General features: G+C 42.3%; 15 protein-coding genes and 1 pseudogene. 4 read left to right on the top strand and 12 right to left on the bottom strand.

Annotation, left to right across the window (positions count from 1 at the left end; translation table 11 throughout):
* Window positions 1-99: 99 nt before the first annotated feature.
* The 5 genes from Q7674_RS19540 to hemL all read right to left on the bottom strand — a co-directional run bounded on the left by Q7674_RS19540 (window position 100) and on the right by hemL (window position 10165).
* On the bottom strand, window positions 100-1776 hold the full coding sequence (locus Q7674_RS19540; protein WP_008988492.1) for an ABC transporter substrate-binding protein: 1677 nt from the start codon (window positions 1774-1776) through the stop codon (window positions 100-102).
* 778 nt (window positions 1777-2554) lie between these two features.
* Window positions 2555-5941: a hybrid sensor histidine kinase/response regulator gene (locus tag Q7674_RS19535; protein WP_305423165.1), complete on the bottom strand. Its 3387-nt coding sequence runs from the start codon at window positions 5939-5941 to the stop codon at window positions 2555-2557.
* 300 nt (window positions 5942-6241) lie between these two features.
* The gene (gene rsmC, locus Q7674_RS19530; protein ID WP_045065915.1) at window positions 6242-7264 is read right to left on the bottom strand and encodes a 16S rRNA (guanine(1207)-N(2))-methyltransferase RsmC; all 1023 of its coding nucleotides are present in this window, start codon (window positions 7262-7264) and stop codon (window positions 6242-6244) included.
* A gap of 158 nt (window positions 7265-7422) precedes the next feature.
* Window positions 7423-8508 carry an AI-2E family transporter gene (locus Q7674_RS19525; RefSeq protein ID WP_305423163.1) on the bottom strand — a complete coding sequence of 362 codons (1086 nt, stop codon included), beginning with the start codon at window positions 8506-8508 and terminating at the stop codon, window positions 7423-7425.
* A 358-nt stretch (window positions 8509-8866) separates the two neighbouring features.
* Window positions 8867-10165 (bottom strand): glutamate-1-semialdehyde 2,1-aminomutase, encoded by a 1299-nt coding sequence (gene hemL / locus Q7674_RS19520; protein ID WP_008988488.1) that lies wholly within the window; start codon window positions 10163-10165, stop codon window positions 8867-8869.
* A gap of 323 nt (window positions 10166-10488) precedes the next feature.
* Here hemL and clcA point away from each other — a divergent pair, with 323 nt between their 5' ends.
* The gene (gene clcA / locus Q7674_RS19515; RefSeq protein WP_043128429.1) at window positions 10489-11892 is read left to right on the top strand and encodes a H(+)/Cl(-) exchange transporter ClcA; all 1404 of its coding nucleotides are present in this window, start codon (window positions 10489-10491) and stop codon (window positions 11890-11892) included.
* Between the two features lie 61 nt (window positions 11893-11953).
* A complete protein-coding gene (erpA, locus tag Q7674_RS19510; RefSeq protein ID WP_008988486.1) occupies window positions 11954-12295 on the top strand; it encodes an iron-sulfur cluster insertion protein ErpA in 342 nt (113 codons plus the stop codon).
* A 74-nt stretch (window positions 12296-12369) separates the two neighbouring features.
* Here the strand turns inward: erpA and Q7674_RS19505 are convergent, their stop codons facing one another.
* Window positions 12370-13674, bottom strand: coding sequence for a peptidoglycan DD-metalloendopeptidase family protein (locus tag Q7674_RS19505; protein ID WP_045065918.1), 1305 nt, complete (start codon window positions 13672-13674; stop codon window positions 12370-12372).
* 126 nt (window positions 13675-13800) lie between these two features.
* Between Q7674_RS19505 and tyrS the strand changes: the two genes are divergently transcribed.
* The gene (gene tyrS / locus Q7674_RS19500) at window positions 13801-14988 is read left to right on the top strand and encodes a tyrosine--tRNA ligase (RefSeq protein WP_305423160.1); all 1188 of its coding nucleotides are present in this window, start codon (window positions 13801-13803) and stop codon (window positions 14986-14988) included.
* A 215-nt stretch (window positions 14989-15203) separates the two neighbouring features.
* Window positions 15204-15827, top strand: a complete 624-nt coding sequence (locus tag Q7674_RS19495) for a DedA family protein (protein WP_305423157.1) — start codon at window positions 15204-15206, stop codon at window positions 15825-15827.
* A gap of 67 nt (window positions 15828-15894) precedes the next feature.
* Here the strand turns inward: Q7674_RS19495 and Q7674_RS19490 are convergent, their stop codons facing one another.
* From Q7674_RS19490 to Q7674_RS19465, 6 genes and pseudogenes are all read right to left on the bottom strand, one after another.
* Window positions 15895-17226 (bottom strand): IS4 family transposase, encoded by a 1332-nt coding sequence (locus tag Q7674_RS19490; RefSeq protein WP_045066500.1) that lies wholly within the window; start codon window positions 17224-17226, stop codon window positions 15895-15897.
* A 112-nt stretch (window positions 17227-17338) separates the two neighbouring features.
* Complete coding sequence (locus Q7674_RS19485) at window positions 17339-17950, bottom strand: TRIC cation channel family protein (protein ID WP_045066128.1); 612 nt, start codon at window positions 17948-17950, stop codon at window positions 17339-17341.
* A 111-nt stretch (window positions 17951-18061) separates the two neighbouring features.
* The gene (gene btuF, locus Q7674_RS19480; RefSeq protein WP_045066127.1) at window positions 18062-18901 is read right to left on the bottom strand and encodes a vitamin B12 ABC transporter substrate-binding protein BtuF; all 840 of its coding nucleotides are present in this window, start codon (window positions 18899-18901) and stop codon (window positions 18062-18064) included.
* Entirely contained in the window at window positions 18901-19857 is a 957-nt protein-coding gene (locus Q7674_RS19475; RefSeq protein WP_023931022.1) for a cobalamin biosynthesis family protein, read from the bottom strand. The genes btuF and Q7674_RS19475 overlap by 1 nt, the downstream gene beginning before the upstream one ends.
* Before the next feature lie 45 nt (window positions 19858-19902).
* On the bottom strand, window positions 19903-20601 hold the full coding sequence (mtnN, locus tag Q7674_RS19470) for a 5'-methylthioadenosine/S-adenosylhomocysteine nucleosidase (protein WP_305423155.1): 699 nt from the start codon (window positions 20599-20601) through the stop codon (window positions 19903-19905).
* 162 nt (window positions 20602-20763) lie between these two features.
* Window positions 20764-22177, bottom strand: a pseudogene (locus Q7674_RS19465) (FAD-dependent oxidoreductase).
* Window positions 22178-22187: the final 10 nt, after the last annotated feature.

The raw sequence follows: 22187 nt of genomic DNA, 5'->3' as shown, positions 1-22187 counted from the left end.
TAAAACCCCCTGACGCAAGGCGCCATACCTTTTATAGAAGAAAGGATTTGAGGGGAAGAGGCGGTGCACAAGGTGTGCACCGCAAATATTAAGCAGAAATTATGCTTTTGGTTTTAGATCCAGTACTTGAAGTAGACGCTCAGGAACACCTGCCCATACCATTGGACGGCCTTGAGGGTTCTTCTCGTTCCACCAACCAGTGAAGCGAGTTTCGTTGTATTGGAAGTTGTTCGCACCAGACATTACTGGAACTGTAACTTGGTTTTCAGCGATGATCTTCTGGATACCGTGAGCAATCTTGATTTGCTCGCCTTTGTCAGCTGTCTTGTAGAAGCTGTCTAGTAGCTTGTCTAGCTCTGCATTCTTGAAGAAGTGCATTGCGAAACGAGGCATGCCGTCACCAGACTGGTAGCGTGAGTTGTATGCGCTATCCCAGTATAGGTATGGATCTGCACCGTTGAAGTAGTTTGTGTAAGCTACGTCATAAGTACCGTTTAGCATTGCTTCGTTGTAAACAGCGAAGTCAGGAGTACGAGCTTTCGCATTGATACCCACTTCTTGAAGCTGCTCAACACCTAGCTGTACAGTGTTGTTGAAGTCAGTCCAACCGTTTGGAGATTGAACTTCAAGCTCGATCTTCTTACCAGTTGGTGTTTCTACGAAACCATCACCGTCAGTATCTTTGAAGCCAGCTTTCGCTAGAAGCTCTTTAGCACCTTTCACATTGTATGTGTTGAATGCTTTGTATTTACCGTGTACAGCTTCATCAGACCAAGTTTTGAAACCATCGCCTAGGCCAGACGCGTAGTCATTTGGTGTACCCGCACCGTAGAACGCGATGTCGATGATTGTTTGACGGTCGATAGCCATAGAGAACGCACGACGGAAATCAACGTTGTTGATTGCTTCTTTGTTACCTTCTTTAGGCGACTTGAAGTTCAACATGAATGACTGAGTACCAGCTGCTGGGTACCAGTATTTGTGATTAGGATTCGCCGCAGCGTATGTGCTGTCGATGTCAGGAATGAACGATGAAGTCCAATCTAGCTCAGAGTTGATGATCTTAGTTAGTAGCTGATCGTTGTTCGCGATCTGAGGTACACGTAGACAGTCAACTTCTAGGTTAGCGTTATCCCAGTAGTTAGGGTTACGACACTGAACGTATAGTTGAGGAGTAAAAGTATCGATCTCAGTAAATGGACCAGTACCTACTGGGTTTTCGTTAGTGAAAGTTGTTGGGTTTTCAACTTTGCTCCAGATGTGCTTAGGCACTACTGGTACGAAAGAAATTTCGAATGGAACGTTAGAGTTTGCTTCAGTTAGAGAGAAGATAACTTTGTTACCGTCTTTCTTCACTGATTTAACCCACTTGTTGATACCACGTTGGTCTAGCTCAGGGTTCTTCTTCACTAGATCGAAAGAGTAAACAACGTCATCAGCAGAGAACGCTTCACCGTCAGACCACTTAACGCCGTCACGGATTTCGAACGTTACTTGCATTAGGTCGTCAGACATGTAGTAGTCTTTCGCCAAACGCATTACTGGCTCGTTACCTTTCATTTGGTTAAATACAACCAATGGCTCGTAAACGAAGTCTGTTGTGGTGTGTAGGTTAGTAGATAGGTACGGGTTAAAGTTACGTACCATTGTAGGGTAAAAGTTTGGTACTACTGTTAGTTCACTTTTTTCTGCTGCTGAAGCTACTGGTGCTGTAAAAGCGGTTGCTGCTGCAACAACGGCAAGTGCTAACTTAGTTTTGTTAATATTGGCAAGCATAGCTGTTCCTTACTCTTTGCTCTGTTTCACTTAATGGAAATTAAAGTTTGCTCCATCATTGGAGCCCTTGAACCTACTTCAACGGAACTGAGTAACGCTGAACCGATGAATGGCCTTGTAAGCTCTCAGTGGCTTAAATATTCTCTCTAATCGCTAAATCGTCAATCTGGCTTCCCGTTAAAAACGTTAAAACTTATAAAAACCACGTCAAAAACGTTAATTTCTGATTTTTACACCGCTTTCTTCTTAATGTTAAATGTGTGTTATATCACATTTAGTTAGCCTGCAAGGTAAATATCACCATTAAAAGTGGTTAATTTAAATTGTTGATTTTAAATGTTTTTACTTTTTAGTTTATGTGTTTTTCTATGTAATGCATGTTTTTTGCACCGTTTTTTCTGTGCGGAAAATTTATCGGCTGAGTTTGTTGTGATTCGCTTCTCATAAACAAAAACTAATTCCTCTTAAGGCCTTTTAAGCGTGTTTTTTTATAATATCGGCGTAAAAGTAAGCAGAAATAAGAGTGTGATTTAGGTCATTTTTACGTTTTTTAATGAGATTTTTTCTTATTTAAAATAACGGATTTATAAGACTAAAGGAGGATGTTTTTAGGCTAGAAATAATGGGATAGATCGTCGGTTATTATCGCTGTGAAGTTGTTTGTTTGGCCGATTAAGATGACGTTGATGCTGTAGCTATGATGAAGAACATATGCCGAAAGTGATTGTAGATATAATAAAAAAGGCCCCCAAGGGGCCTTTATTGAGCAATGAATTATTTAGCTGGTACTAATGGTATGGTGCAATTTATCACGCATGGTGACGAGCTCTTGGCGTGCCGCTGTTGGTTGATTACAGCGTTCAAGTACATAATCCATGGTATTAATCACAGTGCGCCAACGTGGTGTTTTAGGCAATGTTTCAAGATGAAGATATTTATCTAAGGTACGCGTTTGTAACGTACTACGGTCTAGATAAACACGCCATAAACCACTTTCTTCTGCTAATTCAAACTTGGTTTTGTTCGATTCGCTTTCCCATAGCATTAGGGTGTTTTTCATCGATTCAACCAGCAACTCTCGAATTTGTTGGCCTTTATTTTGGTTATTGCTATCGAGTTTATCTGCAAGTCGAGTAAATTCACCGCCCAGCTCACGAAGCTGCTGTAGGTTGTTCTTATCACCGTTAAAGGCAAATTCTGACAACATATCGACTGCATTTTCTAATAAGCCAATACGGTGATCTGCCGATGGCCCTTGACTGTCGAATACAAACATCTGTTTCAGCCCAGATTCTTGCGGCAAATTAATGACATCGGTTGATAGTGTTTGCACTTGCTCACCGATCAGGAAGCTCAATTTCCCGTTGTAATGGTGGCTATCAGCGATGGTGTCAGGTAATTCAGCAGCTAAAATATCACTTATTGTATGGCGCTCAAGCTGTTCTGGTGGACGTTTAAATAGCTTGCCAGCAGCGCTGTTTACATAACGAATCCGACCTTCATTTTGTACACAAATGATCGCTTCAGTGGTTGAGTCTAGTAACCCCAGTAAACGGCTTTGCGCTTCAATTAAGCTGATTTCGACCTGCTCTCGGCGATGGATCTCTTGCTGTAGGCTTTGGTTCTTTTGCTTTTCATGTTCAGTCTTACTTGCTTGTAGGTAAGCTTGAATACGAGCAATTAGCTCTTCCTTATTAAAGGGTTTGGTTAAATAGTCATTGGCGCCACACTCAAAGCCTTTAATGCGATCTTGGATCTGTCCTAAAGCTGACAGCATCATGATTGGCAATTCAAAAATAGAGTATTGTTTTCTTAGGATTGTACAAACTTCATATCCACTCATTTCTGGCATCATAATGTCGAGCAAAATCAGATCTGGACGTTGTTCTTCTACCATTGCTAGTGCTTGTGGACCATTTTCTGCTGTTTTCACACGATAGCCAGCTAAACGTAAAAAATTGTTGAGGATCTGTAGGTTAACAGGCTCGTCATCAACGACTAGGATCAAGTCACCATTAGGGTTTTCTGGTAAGTTACTACTTTCACAACTGCTTGAATCTAATGATGGTGCTTGGAAATGTTGGCTGGTGGACTCGTGAGAAATCGCGTTAATTTGTGCCTCTGTCGCTAAATTCAAGGTAAAGCTAAAGGTTGTACCGACCATTGGCTGACTACTGACGTATAAACGACCGCCCATTAATTCAATCAGTTGGCGGCTGATTGATAGCCCAAGCCCAGCCCCTTGACGATAATTAGCCGAGCCAGAATTCGCTTGGATCAATGGCTCAAAGATATGCTCAAGCTGCTCACTAGGAATACCTTGGCCTGTATCGACGACTTGTACTCGTAATTGCTGCTCAAGCACAGTGGCAGAGATAATAATTTTCCCTTCAGATGTGTACTTAATCGCATTACCAACAAGGTTGTATAGCACTTGCTCTAGACGCTGTTCATCGGCATCAACCAGCGGTAAATCCGCTGGTATTTGGTTAATAATACGTACTGGTTTATTACCTAATAGATGGCTTGAAAGTTCTAAAACCAAACGTACAGCTGCTGATAAATCAATAGCATGGCGATGAATATCAAGATCGCCATAGCGCATCTTGTGATAGTCCAACAGATCATCAACCAAGTTTGTTAAGCGTTGACCACTGTTGATCAGCATTTCAAGCTGACGACGCTGTGGATCTTGTAGTGGGCCATTAGCACCTGCCAGTAAGGATTCAGCAATACCGACCATGCCATGAAGCGGTGTACGCAGTTCATGGGAAGTTGTCGCAAGAAATTCATCTTTTAGTTTATCTGCGGTTTGTAGCTCATCATTTTTCTGCTGGATGATCTTAAGGCTCTGTTCTAGCTCATCATTTTGGGTTTTTATTAGACCAATTTTTTCACGAATAGAGCGCTGCATACGTGAAAAGCTTATCGCAAGGCGACCAATTTCATCGCTGCGTTCAGTACCTTCAATGATCTGATCAAGATCGCCACCAGAGGCTTTTTCAGCAGCCCAAGTTAAACGTAACAATGGCGCAGTAATGGAGTTGGAAAGTAGGTGAGAGACGAAAATCACCAAGAGAATGGCAGTGATCATGCCAAAGCCAAAGATTTTCTCTAACTCAGTAATGCGTGCAAAGGCTTCTTTTTCTGGTAACTCAACCACTAACGCCCACTTGTTACCCAGAATATCGAGTGGAGAAAAGGCGCTGAGTACAGGGATGTGATTGTAGTTTTTAAAGCTACCCACGCCAGATTTCCCTGCTAGTGCTTGGCTAATACTTTCACTTTGTAAGGTTTGGGGTAAATCTGATTCTGCTGAAAAACGCAGTTTGTGATCTTGGTCAATCAGTAGTGTTTGGACGTAATTAGCATTGTTACCCAGATCTTGAATGAGCTCAGAAATTGCTTTGTTACTCAGCTCCATAAACACGTAACTGTGCAAATAGCCTTGCTGAATAATAGGGGCAGCAAACCATGCCGTTGTATCACTGTTATTGGCTGTTTGACTGAAATCAGTAAAAGTAACAGGCACTTGATCGGGCTGTTTCTGGCTTAGTTTGGTTTTTTGCTTAATGGTTTCAAAAGTCTGCTTTAGTGCTGGCGATGCTTGCTGATTTTTAAGCAAATTAATGCCAAATAAGCTGTGATTATGGACGGAATAAACCACGTTACCTGACAAATCAACCAACATGATGTCTTTGAAGTCTGAACGTTTTAAATATTCTTTATAAACTGCGTTATAGCGCTTATACATCAAACGATAGCGTTCATGCCCTACATAGGTGGTTTGGTTGTTGTTGTCGTTTTTCTTGGTCAGGGTTTGTGAGAAATAGTGAGCACGTCCTTGTTTTGCAAGCTGTGGCTCGATGTCACCTAATTGGTGATAAGCACCCACGAGGCCATAAAAACGACCGCCACTGTTATTGGATAATTCTGAGCGAGCGAAACTCTTCACCTCTGATTCTTTAGCGGCAAAAAAGCTGTAGAGCTGCTTTTGCTTATTATCGCGTAAAGAGGCTAAGTGATTGATACTTTGCTCGGCGAGATCTTTGGTATGTGAGTTTAGAAAATATAAGGCAGATAAAACCAAAGGGGTGATGCTGAGCACAATAAAAGCCAACATTAACGTATGTTGGAGACGTTTAAATCGCGTAGTATTCTGCATTCCGGTGCCTGAATAATATGATTGTAATACGATCTGAATTGCGGATTAGGGATTAACGTTAAATTGTAAGGCAACGATATTTATGTCGTTTTTGACAATTTTTCCGTTCGTTAGCCATCACTAAGTCCATATTTCTTAATATGATACTGTTTATACGGGGTTATTTAAAGGGATCAAGTATTACGGTATGGAAGCGTGGGTAAAAACACAGAATTAACGTTTTTAACGGAGTGAAAAGGGTGAAAAAAAGGGCGAAACACTGCCGCCCTTACGATAATCACGTCAAAACCAAATTAACGATTATTTGGTTGCTGCGTAAATATTGAATTTGTTGGTTTTAGCAGTAATTTCGCAATGACCCAAGCTTGCTTCAATCAGAGGCGGATATTGCAAGAAGCTGTTTGCCACAATTACCATTTGACCTTGTGGGTTAAGGTATTGTGGGGCTTGCTCAATAAACTGCTCTGTTGCCGCATAAAACGTTTTTAGACCAGCGTGGAACGGAGGGTTACTGATCAAGAATTGGTAAGGCCCCGTCAGTGTTTTATACACGTCGGTTGCGGTGAACTTACTCGCTTCTAGGTTATTAACCTTAAAGGTCTCTTTCGCTGATTCAATCGCAAGTGCACTAATGTCACAAAGCTCTAGTTCAATAGCTGGATATTTGGCTTTCATCACAGCGCCAATTACACCTGCACCACAACCAAAATCAAGCACTTTACCGTGTAGGTTAGGTAAGTTATTGAGCAGCAACTCTGAGCCTTTATCAAACTCACCATGGCTAAACACGCCCGGTAGTGAGCGAACAGTCAGTTGTACGCCTGCAATATTAATTGGGTAGCTACGGAACCAATCAGCAAGGTTGAAAGCTTTAGGCGTGTTATCACAACGGCCCCAATAGAAGCTACAGCGACGTGCTGAGTCGTATTTTGTTAGTGGACCGTATTGTGCAAATAGTTTTTCTGCGCTTCGTACACCTGAGCGGTTTTCACCAACAATGCAGATTTCAACGCCAGTACCAAACTTATCTAATAGCATGGTCAGTAAGTATTCGGCTTCTGCTTTTGCTTTCGGCCAGTAAAGCAAAATCATATCGATATCAGAGGTTTCAGTAAGCTCTGCCCCGAAGTAACTACTTACATTGCTGAAGCGTTGAATGTCATTGAAGAAGCCATAGTTAGTGGTAAATACCGATACAGTTTGTGCTGTTTGGCATAACTCTGATGCAAAGGTATCACTTAACTCGCCTGCGATAAGGACTTTACGGTTTTCGAAAAACTCAGATTGACGAGCAACGACCTGGCTCGCGGCGCAATAAGACATGTAACTGGCCTCAATGTAGACATCATAAATTTGGGGGCGAATTGTTCCATATTTATGAGCAGTTGGAAAGAAATCTACAGAGCTTGCCTAGATGAGAAATAGGAAAGTGCCGCTTTTAATCTGATATCAATATAGAAAGCGGCATTAAAGGTGGGAGATTAGTTTTTATCTTGTTGTTCTAAGAAGTCTTTAAATTCAACTTCATACATTTTGAACAGTACCAGTGTGACACCAAAAATAATTGGGCCATAAATCATACCGATCAAACCAAACAGTTGGATACCACCAATGATTGAGAAGAAGATCAGTAAGGTGTTCATGCTTGAACTGCCTTGCATTAATAGTGGTCGCACCACGTTATCAATTGAGCCAACCACAATCACGCCCCAACCAGCAAGGAACAGTGCCCATTCCCATTGACCAATAAGTAGTAGGTATAAAGAGGCTGGTAGCCAAATCAGTGCAGTACCCACAACCGGGATCAATGACGCGAAGGCCATCATCGAGCCCCAGAAAAGCCCAGGGAAACCACATAGCCACATGGCAAAACCACTAGCAATACCTTGTGCAACAGCGGTTAAGAAGGAGCCAAGTACTGCAGATTTTGCCACTTGCTCGACTTCGTTCATGATTTCATCTTCTTGACTACGAGAAAGCGGAATCACGTGACGAATCGCAGCGATCATCTTATCGTTATCACGTAGTAGGAAGAACAACACAAATAGCATCATCATAAAGTTCACTAAAATACTGGTGGCGTCACCTAAAATACGCGCACTAATATTTAATGCTTGTGAACCAACTTGTGATGCTGTGGTGGCGATTTTTTGGATTATCACTTGCGGATCAAAATTATGGAACGGTGAGTATTTATCGATAAACCCTAATGCTTTTTGAGCGTAAGGGTGGGCGAATAACTCTTTCGGACCGCCTGATGTGATCCATTCATAGCTTTCTTTTGAGACAGTTGTTCCTTGGTGAACAATCGATGAGAACACGATAAGTAATGGGATCACGATGATCACGGTAAGAATAAAACACGATAACATTGCAGCGGTATTGGCACGGGTTGGCATTAACGCAAGTAGACGTTTATGCAGTGGCGCAAATAACAATGAAATAATAAACGCGAGAACAATCGGACCTAGGTAAGGTTCGATCAGTTTGTAGCTGGCAAACGCAGCGACAAATAAAGCAATAATAAGGAGCCAGTGGCGAGGCTCGATTTTAAATGGCTGTGACACGGTTTATATCCTTTTATAAATAAGCTGTCATCATTACCGCTGTTATTGATAAAGATTATCATTATAATCATCATGCAAGAGTCAATGATTATACCTTTTATCGTGGAGATGGCTTATGGGATGTTGTAATTGTGGCTGTGATGACAAAAAAAAACGCAGACCACCTATTGCGCTAATTATTTTGGTCATCATGGCCTTGCTTGCATTATATTTCTGGCAATAAGCAAGCCTAGCGTAATAGCTTTCAGTTAAGCTAATTTTTAGTTATTTAGATACTAAAAAATAGTCATAAAAAAAGGCCACCTTGTGTGACCTTTTTTATTTTAATTTATTCAATCTTTTTGAAAAAATTCAGCGCTTATTCATTAGCTAGCGTAGCAAAAGCATAGTCTGCTGCTTCAAGTGTCGCATCAATAATTTGAGTATTGTGCGCTAGCGAAGTAAAGCACGCTTCATACGCTGAAGGTGCTAAGTAAACACCGCGTTCTAACATTAAGTTAAAGAAACGTTTGAAGCGTTCAACATCACACTTGGTAACGTCTTCATAGCAAGTCACGTTTTCTTGATCAGTAAAGAAGAAACCAAACATTGCACCTACTTGGTTTACTGCCAATGGAATGCCATGTTTGTCAGCCAGTGCTTTAAAGCCATCAGCTAAACGTTTAGTAATGTCAGCGAGACGCTTTTCATTACCTTCTTCAGTTAGCACTGTTAAACAAGCATGACCTGCCGCCATAGCAACTGGGTTACCTGATAGAGTACCTGCTTGGTAAACAGGACCCGTTGGGGCAACGTATTCCATCACTTCACGACGACCACCAAAGGCACCTACTGGCATACCACCACCGATGATTTTACCCAGTGTTGTTAGGTCTGGTTTGATGTTGTAGTAACCTTGTGCGCCGCCTTCAGATACACGGAAGCCTGTCATTACTTCATCAAGAATTAATAGTGCGCCGAACTCATCACAGATCGCACGTAAACCTTCAAGGAAGCCCGGTACTGGTGGGATACAGTTCATGTTACCTGCAACAGGTTCAACGATGATACAAGCGATTTGATCTGGGTTTGCTTCAAATGCTTCACGTACAGAATCAAGGTTATTGTAGGTCGCTGTTAACGTGTGTTTAGCAAAATCTGCAGGTACACCTGGTGAGCTTGGTTGACCAAGTGTTAATGCGCCAGAGCCTGCTTTTACTAATAGGCAGTCTGCGTGACCGTGGTAACAACCTTCAAATTTTAAGATCTTGTCACGACCTGTGAAACCACGAGCAAGACGGATTGCACTCATCGTCGCTTCTGTACCTGAGCTCACCATACGTACCATTTCCATTGATGGTACAAGTTTCGATACAAGATCAGCCATGGTGATTTCCATCGCTGTTGGTGCACCAAAGCTTAAGCCTTGCTGTGCTGCATCGATCACTGCATCACGAATAGCGATATGGTTGTGACCTAAAATCATTGGACCCCAAGAGCCAACGAAGTCGATGTAAGCATTGCCATCGGCATCAAAAATGTAAGCGCCATCGGCACGTTCGATAAATAGTGGGGTGCCGCCAACGCCTGCAAAAGCACGAACTGGCGAGTTTACGCCACCTGGAATTTTCTGTTGTGCTTTAGCAAATAAATCGGCTGATTTGCTTGTATTGCTCATTGTAAGATCCTATATCAATAAATCAGGTGCTATTCCAATCCACAGAGTTTTCTGTCCTAGAATGGTAAGCCAGAGAAGTATGTGGATTATCATTAGCTATTGTACCTAAAAGGGGGCGCTTTAGGGAGAGCGTTTTATGGGTAATATTTGCGCTAGATGAGCAATAAAATACTGTTAAATTGTTGTACAAATCACAGATGCAAAGCTATTTTTCAACATTAGCAGTATAATAAATGCGCATCATGGATTACTCTTTCAGGTCTAATAGTTTCATTTATCCTTCCTGCATTCTACGTGCAATCTTTTGACAATACGGCCGAAAAATGACTGATAAAACGCATGGGATCCACATGCCTCCTCATCTTCAACCACGCGCATTGGTAAGGCAGTTACTTACCCGAGATAAGACGCCTGTTTCTGTTCTCTTTTTATCAGCATTAGTCGGTATCCTTGCCGGATTCGTTGGCACCATGTTTGAAATTGGGGTTGATTGGGTCACAGATCAACGCACAGAATGGCTGCGAAATGAAATTACCAGCGTATTACCACTATGGTTAGCGGCATTTATTGTCAGTGCTGCATTAGCTTTTGTTGGTTACTACCTTGTTAGTCGATTTGCCCCAGAAGCAGGTGGTTCAGGCATTCCTGAAATTGAGGGGGCAATGGAGGAAATGCGCCCAGTTCGCTGGTGGCGTGTGATCCCTGTGAAATTCTTCGGTGGTTTAGGGGCATTAGGCTCAGGTATGGTGCTGGGTCGAGAAGGGCCAACCGTACAAATGGGTGGTAATATCGGGCGTATGATCTCCGATATTTTTAGACTTAAAGATAAAGAAGGTCGTCACTCTTTATTGGCTGCTGGTGCTGCTGGTGGTTTAGCGGCAGCCTTTAATGCGCCAATGGCTGGCATTATGTTTGTGCTAGAAGAAATGCGCCCACAATTTCGCTACAGCTTGATCTCGGTGAAATGTGTGATGATATCGGCAGTAATGTCGAACATTGTGTTTCGCCTTTTACGTGGTCAAGAAGCCGTTATCAGCATGCCGCAGTATGATGCACCTGCATTGAAATCTCTTTGGTTATTCTTAGTGTTAGGTATGTTGTTTGGTGGTTTTGGTGTGTTATTCAATCGCCTCATTATCTTCGCATTAGACGGCTTTATTAAGATTCACCGTAATGAACATAAACGCTATTTAATTACAGGTACCTTGATTGGTGGCTGTTTTGGTCTGCTGTTACTTTACTTTCCTGAGCTAACTAGCGGCGGTATCTTTCTTATTCCTCATGCAACTAACGGCGATTACGGCCTTGGCATGTTAATGCTGTTGTTCTTTGCGCGTATTGCAACCACCTTATTATGTTTTGGCTCAGGTGCGCCCGGTGGTATTTTCGCACCTATGCTAGCCCTCGGTACTTTGTTTGGTACTTTTTACGGCATGGTGACACAAGGTTTGTACCCTGATTTGGGTATTGATCCTGGCTTGTTTGCGATTGCTGGTATGGGCGCATTGTTTGCTGCAACAGTACGTGCACCGATTACAGGGATCTTGTTGGTTATTGAGATGACAAATAACTATCATCTGATTTTACCATTGATTATTACGACTCTCGGTGCGACTATGCTGGCTCAAATGTTAGGCGGCCAACCGATTTATTCGCAGTTGCTACACCGAACAATTAAAAAAGAACGTTTACGCCATGACTCTCCAACAAGTGAGGCTAATACTTGAACAACATAGTCAGGTATTAGATAATCAGCGTAATTAACAGAAGTGTGTGAGAGGTTTTGTAATGAGCGATGCGAATTTGCCGCTAACTTTTTCTGACGTTGCAGCGAATAAAGTAAAAACACTGATCGCTGAAGAAGAAAACCCGGATCTAAAACTACGTGTTTACATCACTGGTGGTGGCTGTAGTGGTTTCCAATATGGCTTTACTTTTGATGAAAAAGTAAATGATGGCGATATGACCATTGAAAACAGCGGTGTAACCCTTGTTGTTGACCCAATGAGCCTACAATACTTAATTGGTGGTACGGTTGATTACACTGAAGGTCTAGAAGGTTCGCGTTTCTTCGTTAACAACCCGAATGCAACAACAACATGTGGTTGTGGTGCATCATTCAGTGTGTAACGTTTAGTAGCGTTAACAATGAATCAGTAAAAAAGCCGACAGATTGTCGGCTTTTTTGTATCTGCTACTTGAGGTTAGTTCAGCAAGATATTGTTATTTGGCACTAACTGACTTAGCTGGTTGATATGTGCTAACTGCTGCTTTGAGCGTTGTTTAAATGCAGTTTGCTCTTTACCTGATAGCGAATTGGCTTGTGGTAAATCCACTGTACGAGGGTTTTTGTGCTCGCCATTGACTAAGAATTCATAGTGTAAGTGTGGTCCTGTTACACGCCCCGTTCCACCTAAGGTACCAATAGTATCGCCTTGTTTTACACGTTGCCCGGTTTTGACCATACGCTTAGTTAAGTGCAGGTATTTCGTGACATATTTAGTACTGTGCTTGATAAAAACATAGTTACCATTGAACTTGTTATAGGCAGATTTTAATACCACACCATCACCAGCAGCCCAAATAGGTGTACCAACAGGTGCGACATAATCGGTACCACGGTGTGCTTTAACTCGTCCGGTGACAGGGTGTAGACGGCGAGGGTTAAAGTTCGAACTTACATAGCGGAAGTTGACTGGGGAGCGTAAGAAGGCTTTACGCATCGCTTGACCGTCTTTGTCGTAGTATTTTCCATCTTCGTTACGAACCGCGGTGAAGGTTTGCCCCATGTTGGTAAAGGTGGCTGCTAATATTGAGCCGCGATCAACCGGGTGACCATCAAGGTAGTGTTGTTCAAACAATACTTCAAATTTGTCTCCTTTGCGTATATCGAGTGCAAAGTCGATATCCCAACCAAATAGTGCTGCGATTTCCATAATTTGGTTAGCGGTTAATCCTGCTTTATCGGCGGCACTCCAGAAACTGGTTTCGATAGTGGCATGGGCAAAATTAGTATGGGTTTCGATTTTTTTCTTATCTAGCTCGCTAGTGAATGATTTTCCATTATGTCGAACAATAAGCGTTTCTAAATGATTACGAGGATGACGCAGTTCCGTTAGTTGCCCTTCTTTATTAAACCCAAACTCAATGACATTACCTGGGCGAAGTCGCTCGAGCTGTTTAGTGTTCTCGTCTGTTTCTAACAAGGTATGTAAGGTGTTGCCATCAAGCCCGATATTATCAAAAGCAATTGCGAGACTTTCACCACTTTCTACCACATGTTTTTTCCATGTGAGCTTTTGGGTTTCTTCTTTATTGGAAAAGGTTGTTGTGGAGGCTGATGAGATCGGGACAGGATAAGCGACACCGATTTTAAATTTACGCTCTGTTTCGGGATCACTTTCTTGTTCTGGAGGAGGTAAAGCAATGAGACCGAGAGTCGCGAAACTGATTAAAATGATAAAAAAGAGGTTCTTCCTTGGGAAGCGAAGCGATGAAGTTCCTTTCATACTGACTTTTTCACATATATTCCGAAAAAATAAACGACGTTCAGTCTAACTGGTTTCAAAAAAGCCTGCTATTCAAGTAAGATGGTCTACTGATTATTTTTGCCAATTTTGTGGGAGCGAACAAGAATGGTCAACATTGAACAAGCACTTGTTGAGATAAAGCGTGGGGTAGATGAGCTTATCCCTGAAGCTGAGCTGATTGAAAAGCTAAAAGAAAACCGTCCACTACGTATTAAATTAGGTGCCGATCCTACAGCACCCGATATTCACCTTGGTCACACGGTTATTCTTAATAAGTTGCGTACTTTTCAGGAACTAGGCCATGAAGTCACTTTCCTTATTGGTGATTTTACAGGTATGGTTGGTGATCCAACTGGTAAGAACGTAACTCGTCCACCGCTAACGCGTGAAGATGTACTGCGTAACGCAGAAACATACAAAGAGCAGGTATTTAAGATCCTTGATCCTGCTAAAACGAAAATTGCGTTTAACTCTACATGGCTATCAGAGCTAGGTGCAGAAGGTATGATCCGTCTAGCATCTAATCAAACGGTTGCTCGTATGCTAGAGCGTGACGATTTCAAAAAGCGTTACACAGAAAATCGTCCAATTGCGATCCACGAATTCATGTACCCATTACTACAAGGTTACGACTCAGTAGCAATGGAAACTGACGTAGAGCTGGGTGGTACGGATCAGAAGTTCAACCTACTAATGGGTCGTGAGCTACAAAAATCTCACGGTCAGAAGCCACAGGTTGTCCTAACGATGCCATTACTTGTTGGTTTAGACGGCGTTAAGAAGATGTCTAAGTCAGCAAATAACTACATTGGTATTGCTGATGCACCAAGCGAAATGTTTGGTAAGATCATGTCTATCTCTGACGATCTAATGTGGAGCTACTTCGAGTTGCTATCATTCCGCCCAATGAGCGAGATCGAGCAATTTAAAGCTGACGTTGCAGCAGGTAAGAATCCACGTGATGTGAAGTTCCTACTAGCGAAAGAAATCATTGCGCGTTTCCACTCAGAAGAAGAAGCAGAAGCTGCACTTCAAGAGTTCATCAGCCGTTTCCAAAAAGGTAACCTACCTGATGAAATGCCTGAGTTTGAATTCGAAGCAGGTCTACCAATTGCTAACTTACTAAAAGAAGCGGCACTGGTTAACTCAACTTCTGATGCAATGCGTATGATCCGTCAAGGCGCTGTGAAGCAAGACGGTGAGAAAGTAGAAGATACTAAATTAGTACCTGCTGCTGGTAATTACGTATTCCAAGTAGGTAAGCGTAAGTTTGCTCGCGTGACGATTAAATAATCAATTTGATCTTATGTGATTGAGAATACAGAAAAGGACGCTTAGGCGTCCTTTTTTATTATCTGTAAAATAGTCTTTATAAATAATAGGTTGGCTTTAAATCTTAATGCGTTGTGTTTTATGAAAGCTTACTTTCTAGCTTTGATCGTTATGCCTTCTCCAATAGACAAGCTACTATCAAAAATCACCTTTCACTTTTATTACATAGACTGGCTATGGAATCGATTCAACATATTATTACCGAACTGACCCCGTTACTGCACGAGTATGGATACTATATTTTAGCTCTAGCCATTGCTGTTGAAGGCATGGGTATTCCTGCACCTGGTCAGTCACTATTGATTGTAGCTAGTTTACTTGCCTCTACCGATAAAATGTCTCTGCCCATGGTGTTAACTGTGGCTTGGGCAAGTAGCTTTATTGGTAACAGTATTGGTTACTTTATTGGCCGTCAGTTTTACCATGTTTTAACTAAAAAAGAATGGATTAAGCCCCGTACCTTAAGCAAACTTCACCAGTTTATTGATCGCTACGGCATGTTAGGGTTAGTGATCAGCCGTTTTGTTGAAGGTATTAAGCAATTTATGTGTATTGGCTGTGGTATTGCCCAGATGCCAGTTCAGCTTTTCCTACTTGGTAACTTCTTAGCTGTTACTGTATGGCTGCTTGTTTTCGGTGTTGCACCAGCTTATTTACATGATGAATTAGGTCCAATTTTAGCGTTTTATCATAAATATCAAATGCAATGCTGGGCTGTTGTTGTTGTACTAGTTTGTGCATTAGCGTGGTGGGTTATTCGTCACTTTAAACGTCGTCGTGCAACTTCTATCGAAGAATAAACAGTCGTTATTTGCTGTATTAATAAAATAGACGTTATAAAAAACCGCCAAGATAGGCTAACACCTATCACTTAAGGTGTTTGGAACGAACTGGATAACGAGTTTTATTGATACGAACGGCTCTCTGCTTGGGCCGTTTTTTTCTTTCAGGTAATATGTAACGCTTTACTTGTTTTCTCATTGCTCTCAGTTTTTGAGGAATTGAACCTGGCGAAGCGATGGCACACCACATTAATTCATCTTGAATATCTCTTAACGCCATCATAAAACTTATCCGTAATGGTGAAACATTCGCTTCTGCCGCTATTCTACTTATTTCTAAGCGAACAAGATTATAAGCTATCAATATTCCCCATATTTCTTGCTCAATACCTTCTACTGATTGACTACGCAATAATATTTCATCTTCAAGCATGTCATGTTTTATTTCACCATAACTGTTTTCTATCTCCCAACGTTCGAAATAAACATCAAGCAAAGCTTGATAGCTATAATGCTCACCAACTAAGGAAGTAAGAAGCCCTTGGATATGATATTTTTGAGTTTTTTCTGGATAAAGCACTAATCGAGCTTGCCATTTTTCAGGAAGGCTTGGGTCTTTAGCTCTTGCATATTTGGATACATCCATTTCTACAATCAAATCTCGTCCTGCTTCATCAAGCTGCTTAATGACGGTATATCGCGTATTTGATTTAATTGGAGTCATCCAATGACTCGAATCATGCTGACGTTGCCAATTAATCATCAACTCGGCGCCAAGATAACATCGGTCAAAAATAGTTAAAGAATCTGGCGTTATTGAGGATATAAGCTGTTTAGCATAGTTCTCTTCACCAATATTGCTGGGACCAAATGCTACGTTGTGTATTAATCGACTACGAAGGGAGCATAAAGCACATAACCTGACGATAGGGTATTCTGTATGCTGTATCTTACCGTGTTTGACATACTGAAAGTGACTCGCTAATTCTGGAGTATCATGACTTCTAAATTGAGTTCCATCGACAGAGAAAAGGCGTAAGCCTTTCCATGTGTCTCCGCTATCTTCGGCTTTCGTCCAATATTTGGCAGTGAGTGAGAAAAGTGCTTTTAGAGGCTGTGCTGTCAATCGTTTTCGCGCCTGAGGGATAGCACTTGGTGCAATAGAATCACCTTGTGATCGCGATAATTGCAAATCAAGTTTATTCAAGACATCGGTTATCGATCTATTACGATATAGGCCAATTCCAACGATTAACCAAACAACCAATTCCGCAGGTAATTTTCGTCTGCGTATACTGGCCTTATTGGTTTCATCTAATGCTTGTTGAATCCACTCAAGAGGTAAGTCTCTTTGAAATAATGAGAGTGATTCTGGTGCTGCAAACGCATCTACATCAATGAGCCAATGTGACAACATAAAAAATACCCCCAGTTTTGCAAAACTGAGGGTATTTTTAACTATCTGAAAGATCGTGCAACCAATCAATTTCTTAAGTGATAGGTGTTAGCCAAGATAGGCGGTTTTTTTGTTAGCTGCGTAAGGCAAAGATAGGCAGGGATAAATTCCAGCGAATAGCGGCAAGCCTAATGGTGAGGGTGGTTATAATTCCCATCACAGCAGCAACAGAAGGTAATATCCCAAGCGATAAGCCTGCAGTGTGTACAATACCACCAATAATACAGGCAGTAGCATATACTTCCATACGCAACACCATTGGGATCTCTCGGCCTAATACATCACGGATAACGCCACCACCACAGCCCGTGATTACACCCATGATCACCGCAACCATTGGTGATGCACCATAGCGTAGGGCTTTTTCAACACCAATAGCAACAAACACGGCAAGCCCAATGGCATCAGCGACGGGTAAAAAATACCAAGGCATACGTTTAGGACGTTGGGTAGCAAGCATGGTGAAAATGCAGGTAATAAAGATCACCCAAAGATAATTAGTATCAGTGATCCAGAAAACAGGGGCTGCACCTAATGCCATATCACGAATGGTGCCACCACCAATGGCAGTTACGCTGGCTAGTACAATGACGCCGAAAGGATCCATTCGTAATCTTCCAGCCATGAGTACTCCCGAAGCCGCAAAAATGGCGGTGCCGAACATATCGAGAATATAGATGAGCATGTTGATCCCTAATCAAGTTGAGAAGTGGGGAAGTTGGCAGGCGATTGTACTGACAAAAGCATTAGGTACAACAATAAAATCTATCTTTAGTGAAGCCTTTCACAGCAAAGATTACTGGTTTCTTGCTTTATCCAGAAGTTGACACACTTGTTTAATCGCATTGAGTGTGCGCAATGTTGGGCGGTTTAACCAATCACTATTAAGCTGGTAAAGGTGGTGGTTATCAACTGCTGGCAGTTCACCTTGCCAATTTAACCATGGGCTATTTTTTTGTGATGTTGCATGGCTTGAGCCAAAGATCACGTCAGGTTGACGTACAACAACCTGCTCTTGATTCACTTGTGGATAAGCGGCTGTGCTGGTGGCAAAAATATTCTCGCCGCCACAAACGCTAAAAACAGGGCTAGGCCAGTTACCGTCAGATAGTGTCAAAATAGGACTGTCACTTAATTGGTAAAAGTAACGAACCTTAGGTTTGTTTTTGTATTGCTCTTTTATGTTTGCCAGTTGCAGCTTAAATTGTGTCGCAGCTGTTTTAGCTATGCTTGGATCATCAGAAAATTGACCTAGTTTGATAATCGTATCTGCAATATCTGTTAATTGAGTTGGATTCGAATAAAAGATCTTAATCCCAAGTTGTTGTAACCGTGTCATTTCTCGACTTGGGTTGCCGCCTTTCCACGCTAGTATTAGATCGGGCTTTAGTGCCAGAATACGCTCCATTTTGATCCCGCGATAGTTCGCGACACGCTCTAGCTTTTTTGCCTGTTCTGGATAATCACTGTAATCACTGTAATCACTGGCGGCGATCAGTTTATCTCCCAATCCCGCACTATACGCGAGCTCAGTCATGTGTGGCGATAAACTAATAATGCGTTGAACAAACTGTGATTGTTCTGCAAAGGCAGATGAGAATGGGAATAGAGCAACAAGAAGAAGTAGAAAGCGCATTAAGCTAGTCCGTGAAAAAGAATGAGTAGGCCGCTTTCGATAATGATCCAACACCATAGTCGGCTCGTCATTAATTGCTGAATTTGAGCAAGATGAAGCGATGCAGGTGCAATTTTGCCACCAATACGAGGTCGCTCCATTTTTATTTGGTTGTACATCGCAGGGCCACCTAGAGATAAAGACAGTTTGTGACCGGTGGCGACAAGTAACCAGCCAGGCCCAGGTAACTGCCAGTTTTCTCCTTGTTGCATTAGCCCTTTGAAAGCGAGCTTGGCATTTTGACCTAGGGTAATTAATAGCGCAAATAAGCGTAGCGGTACGATATCTAAAATAAGTGCAATGCGGATCGCTGGCAGGCCAAAGAAGCGATATTGTTCACGGCTCGGTGACCACGTACGGGCGAGACTAATGGCTAAGCGATACATAATCGCAGCGATCCCACCACCAATGGCGTACCAGAATAATACTCCAATCACATTGCGCCCGTAGCCAAGTAATAGGGTTTCCGCACCAGCTTTACCTAGTCCAAGTAATGATAAATTTTCAGTATTACGATTGACGTGATCGGCTAATAATTCTCGGCATCGCCCTTTGTGCTCAAGGTTATAGGCTTGATTAAACTGTTTGGCGAGTTTCGCTGAAGTTTGCCAATCAATTGCCATCCAAAGTAATGTCATCTGGAAAATGGTTTGATACCAAACCAGTTGGCTGAAAGCGAACAATAAGATCAGTACTGTGCCCGACATTAAAAACCAAGCGAGTGAGCCTGCAAGAATGCGTTGGGATGGATTTTCTTTGGGATGATTAACACGCTCTGCTATCAAAAGAGCAAGACGTTGCCAAATAACAATGGGATGAAGTGGGTAGGGAATGGGTAAAACCCAATGCAACAACAAAGCCCCCCACAAAGCGAGTAGGGAGCTATTGGTTGTGAGTAACGCAACAAGTGATTCCATCATCCGTGACAGCTGTTATCGTTAGAGTGGTTAACTTAAGTCAGATTACTTAAGTAGCTCAACCATTTTCTCAACCATGATTGATGAGCTTTTCGCTGCAAGTGGCAGGAACTCATCAAAGCTCATTGGTGATTCTTTATCAGCAACATCAGAAATTGCACGAACCACAACAAACGGTACTTTAAATTGGTGACAAGCTTGAGCAATGGCCGCCGCTTCCATTTCAACCGCAACAACTGATGGGAAGTTGGTGCGAATGAAGTTTTGCTTTTCAGCGCTACATACGAATGCATCGCCAGTACAGATCAGACCGCGAACAGCGTGTGGCTTTTCAGGTAAAGCTGTAAGCGCTTGCTCTGCTACATCCATAAGTTTTTCGTCAGATAGGAAAGCGGCTGGCTGTTGTGCCATTTGACCGATTTCGTAACCAAATGCTGTTACGTCAGCATCGTGGTAGCGAACTTCTGTTGAGATCACTACATCACCAACGTTAAGGCTTGATTCAAAACCGCCAGCAGAGCCTGTGTTGATCACAACATCAGGTTGGAAGGTTTCAAGTAGTACTGCTGTACCTACTGCTGCGGCTACTTTACCAATGCCTGATTGTAACAAGACAACATCCGCACCATTTAGCGTACTCGTGTAAATAGTACAACCTGCTTTGTTGTGTGTTTCGCAGTTTTCTAGTTGTGCTTTTAGGATCGCAACTTCTTGCTCCATTGCGCCAATAATGCCGATTTTCATTGATTCGTTCTCTTGTTGTTCAAGCGATGCACCCAAGGTGCCATTAATGTGAATAAGTGTACCATGAGCGAGAGAATTTATACCAAAAGTAATCGTTACTCAGGATCTGTCTCAATAAAAAAGCGGAAGGTTTCCCCTCCGCTTTTTAAAGTGTTCTATTGGTTATACTTCAAGGTAATCCAATATCCCTTCAGCCGCTTTTCGACCTTCATCAATGGCGGTGACCACCAAATCAGAGCCTCGCACAGCATCACCACTTGCAAAGATTTTTGGATTGGTCGTTTGGTATGCAAAGTGCGCTTCATATGAAGTTTTAATACGTCCCCATTGATCTAGCTCTACATCAAACGGTGCAAGCCAAGGCATTGCATGAGGTTGGAAGCCAAATGCCATGATAACGGCATCAGCCCCTAATACATGCTCACTACCAGCAACCAGGTTCAGGGCGGCGACGACCAACATCATCAGGCTCACCTAATGCAGTTTTCACGACTTTTACGCCTGTAACCTTGCCTGCGTCATCGACTTCAATGCCTAATGGCTGAAGGTTAAACATAAAGTTTACGCCTTCCTCGCGGGCATTTTTTACCTCACGTTTAGATCCGGGCATATTGGCTTCGTCACGACGATAAGCACACACCACATCGTTAGCACCTTGGCGAATAGAAGTACGCACACAGTCCATCGCGGTATCACCACCGCCTAATACCACCACACGTTTACCTTTCATATCAAGGAAAGGTGTGCTGTTTTCTAGCTCCATGACTTTGTAGGTATTAGAAATTAAAAATGGCAGCGCATCATAAACGCCATTTGCATCTTCGTTCTCTAATCCTGCGCGCATGTTTTTATAAGTGCCGACACCTAAGAAAACAGCATCGTATTCTGATAGCAGTGATTCCATGGTGATATCTTTACCGATTTCAGTATTTAGCTGAAACTCAACACCCATTTCAGTAAAGATTTTACGACGGTTTACCATCACGTCTTTTTCAAGTTTGAATGATGGAATACCAAAGGTTAGCAAGCCACCGATTTCAGGGTAGCGATCAAAGACCACAGGTTTTACGCCATTACGAACAAGAATATCAGCACATGACAATCCGGCAGGACCTGCGCCAATGATGGCAACTTTCTTATCTGTCCATTCCACCCCTGACATGTCTGGTTTCCAGCCCATCTCAAAGGCTTTATCGGTAATGTACTTTTCGACATTACCGATAGTCACGGCACCAAAGTCTTCATTAAGGGTACAAGAGCCTTCACATAATCTGTCTTGTGGACAAACTCGACCACACACCTCGGGTAAGGTATTAGTCTGGTGAGATAGCTCTACTGCTTCAATAATACGCCCCTCGTTAGCGAGTTTTAGCCATTGAGGAATGTAGTTATGAACAGGACACTTCCATTCGCAATAAGGGTTACCACAATCTAAACAACGGTCCGCCTGTGCGCCTGCTTGTTGTTCTGTAAAAGGTTCATATATTTCAACGAACTCAATTTTACGAACATTTAGCGGCTTCTTTGGTGGGTCGATACGTTCGACGTCAATAAATTGGTAAACATTCTGGCTCATTCGGTTTCCC

It is taken from the genome of Photobacterium leiognathi (assembly GCF_030685535.1).
GTDB classification, from domain to species: domain Bacteria; phylum Pseudomonadota; class Gammaproteobacteria; order Enterobacterales; family Vibrionaceae; genus Photobacterium; species Photobacterium leiognathi.
Note: the sequence above shows the minus strand (reverse complement) of the source record. Positions and strands in the feature narration are given on the sequence as shown.

What these genes read in the sequence shown, in the direction of transcription:
- btuF (WP_045066127.1), bottom strand. Translation starts at nt 18,901, where the DNA reads ATGCGCTTTCTACTTCTTCTTGTTGCTCTATTCCCATTCTCATCTGCC.
- Q7674_RS19505 (WP_045065918.1), bottom strand. Translation starts at nt 13,674, where the DNA reads ATGAAAGGAACTTCATCGCTTCGCTTCCCAAGGAAGAACCTCTTTTTT.
- Q7674_RS19495 (WP_305423157.1), top strand. Translation starts at nt 15,204, where the DNA reads ATGGAATCGATTCAACATATTATTACCGAACTGACCCCGTTACTGCAC.
- erpA (WP_008988486.1), top strand. Translation starts at nt 11,954, where the DNA reads ATGAGCGATGCGAATTTGCCGCTAACTTTTTCTGACGTTGCAGCGAAT.
- hemL (WP_008988488.1), bottom strand. Translation starts at nt 10,165, where the DNA reads ATGAGCAATACAAGCAAATCAGCCGATTTATTTGCTAAAGCACAACAG.
- Q7674_RS19475 (WP_023931022.1), bottom strand. Translation starts at nt 19,857, where the DNA reads ATGGAATCACTTGTTGCGTTACTCACAACCAATAGCTCCCTACTCGCT.
- tyrS (WP_305423160.1), top strand. Translation starts at nt 13,801, where the DNA reads ATGGTCAACATTGAACAAGCACTTGTTGAGATAAAGCGTGGGGTAGAT.
- rsmC (WP_045065915.1), bottom strand. Translation starts at nt 7,264, where the DNA reads ATGTCTTATTGCGCCGCGAGCCAGGTCGTTGCTCGTCAATCTGAGTTT.
- Q7674_RS19490 (WP_045066500.1), bottom strand. Translation starts at nt 17,226, where the DNA reads ATGTTGTCACATTGGCTCATTGATGTAGATGCGTTTGCAGCACCAGAA.
- Q7674_RS19540 (WP_008988492.1), bottom strand. Translation starts at nt 1,776, where the DNA reads ATGCTTGCCAATATTAACAAAACTAAGTTAGCACTTGCCGTTGTTGCA.
- Q7674_RS19485 (WP_045066128.1), bottom strand. Translation starts at nt 17,950, where the DNA reads ATGCTCATCTATATTCTCGATATGTTCGGCACCGCCATTTTTGCGGCT.
- Q7674_RS19535 (WP_305423165.1), bottom strand. Translation starts at nt 5,941, where the DNA reads ATGCAGAATACTACGCGATTTAAACGTCTCCAACATACGTTAATGTTG.
- mtnN (WP_305423155.1), bottom strand. Translation starts at nt 20,601, where the DNA reads ATGAAAATCGGCATTATTGGCGCAATGGAGCAAGAAGTTGCGATCCTA.
- clcA (WP_043128429.1), top strand. Translation starts at nt 10,489, where the DNA reads ATGACTGATAAAACGCATGGGATCCACATGCCTCCTCATCTTCAACCA.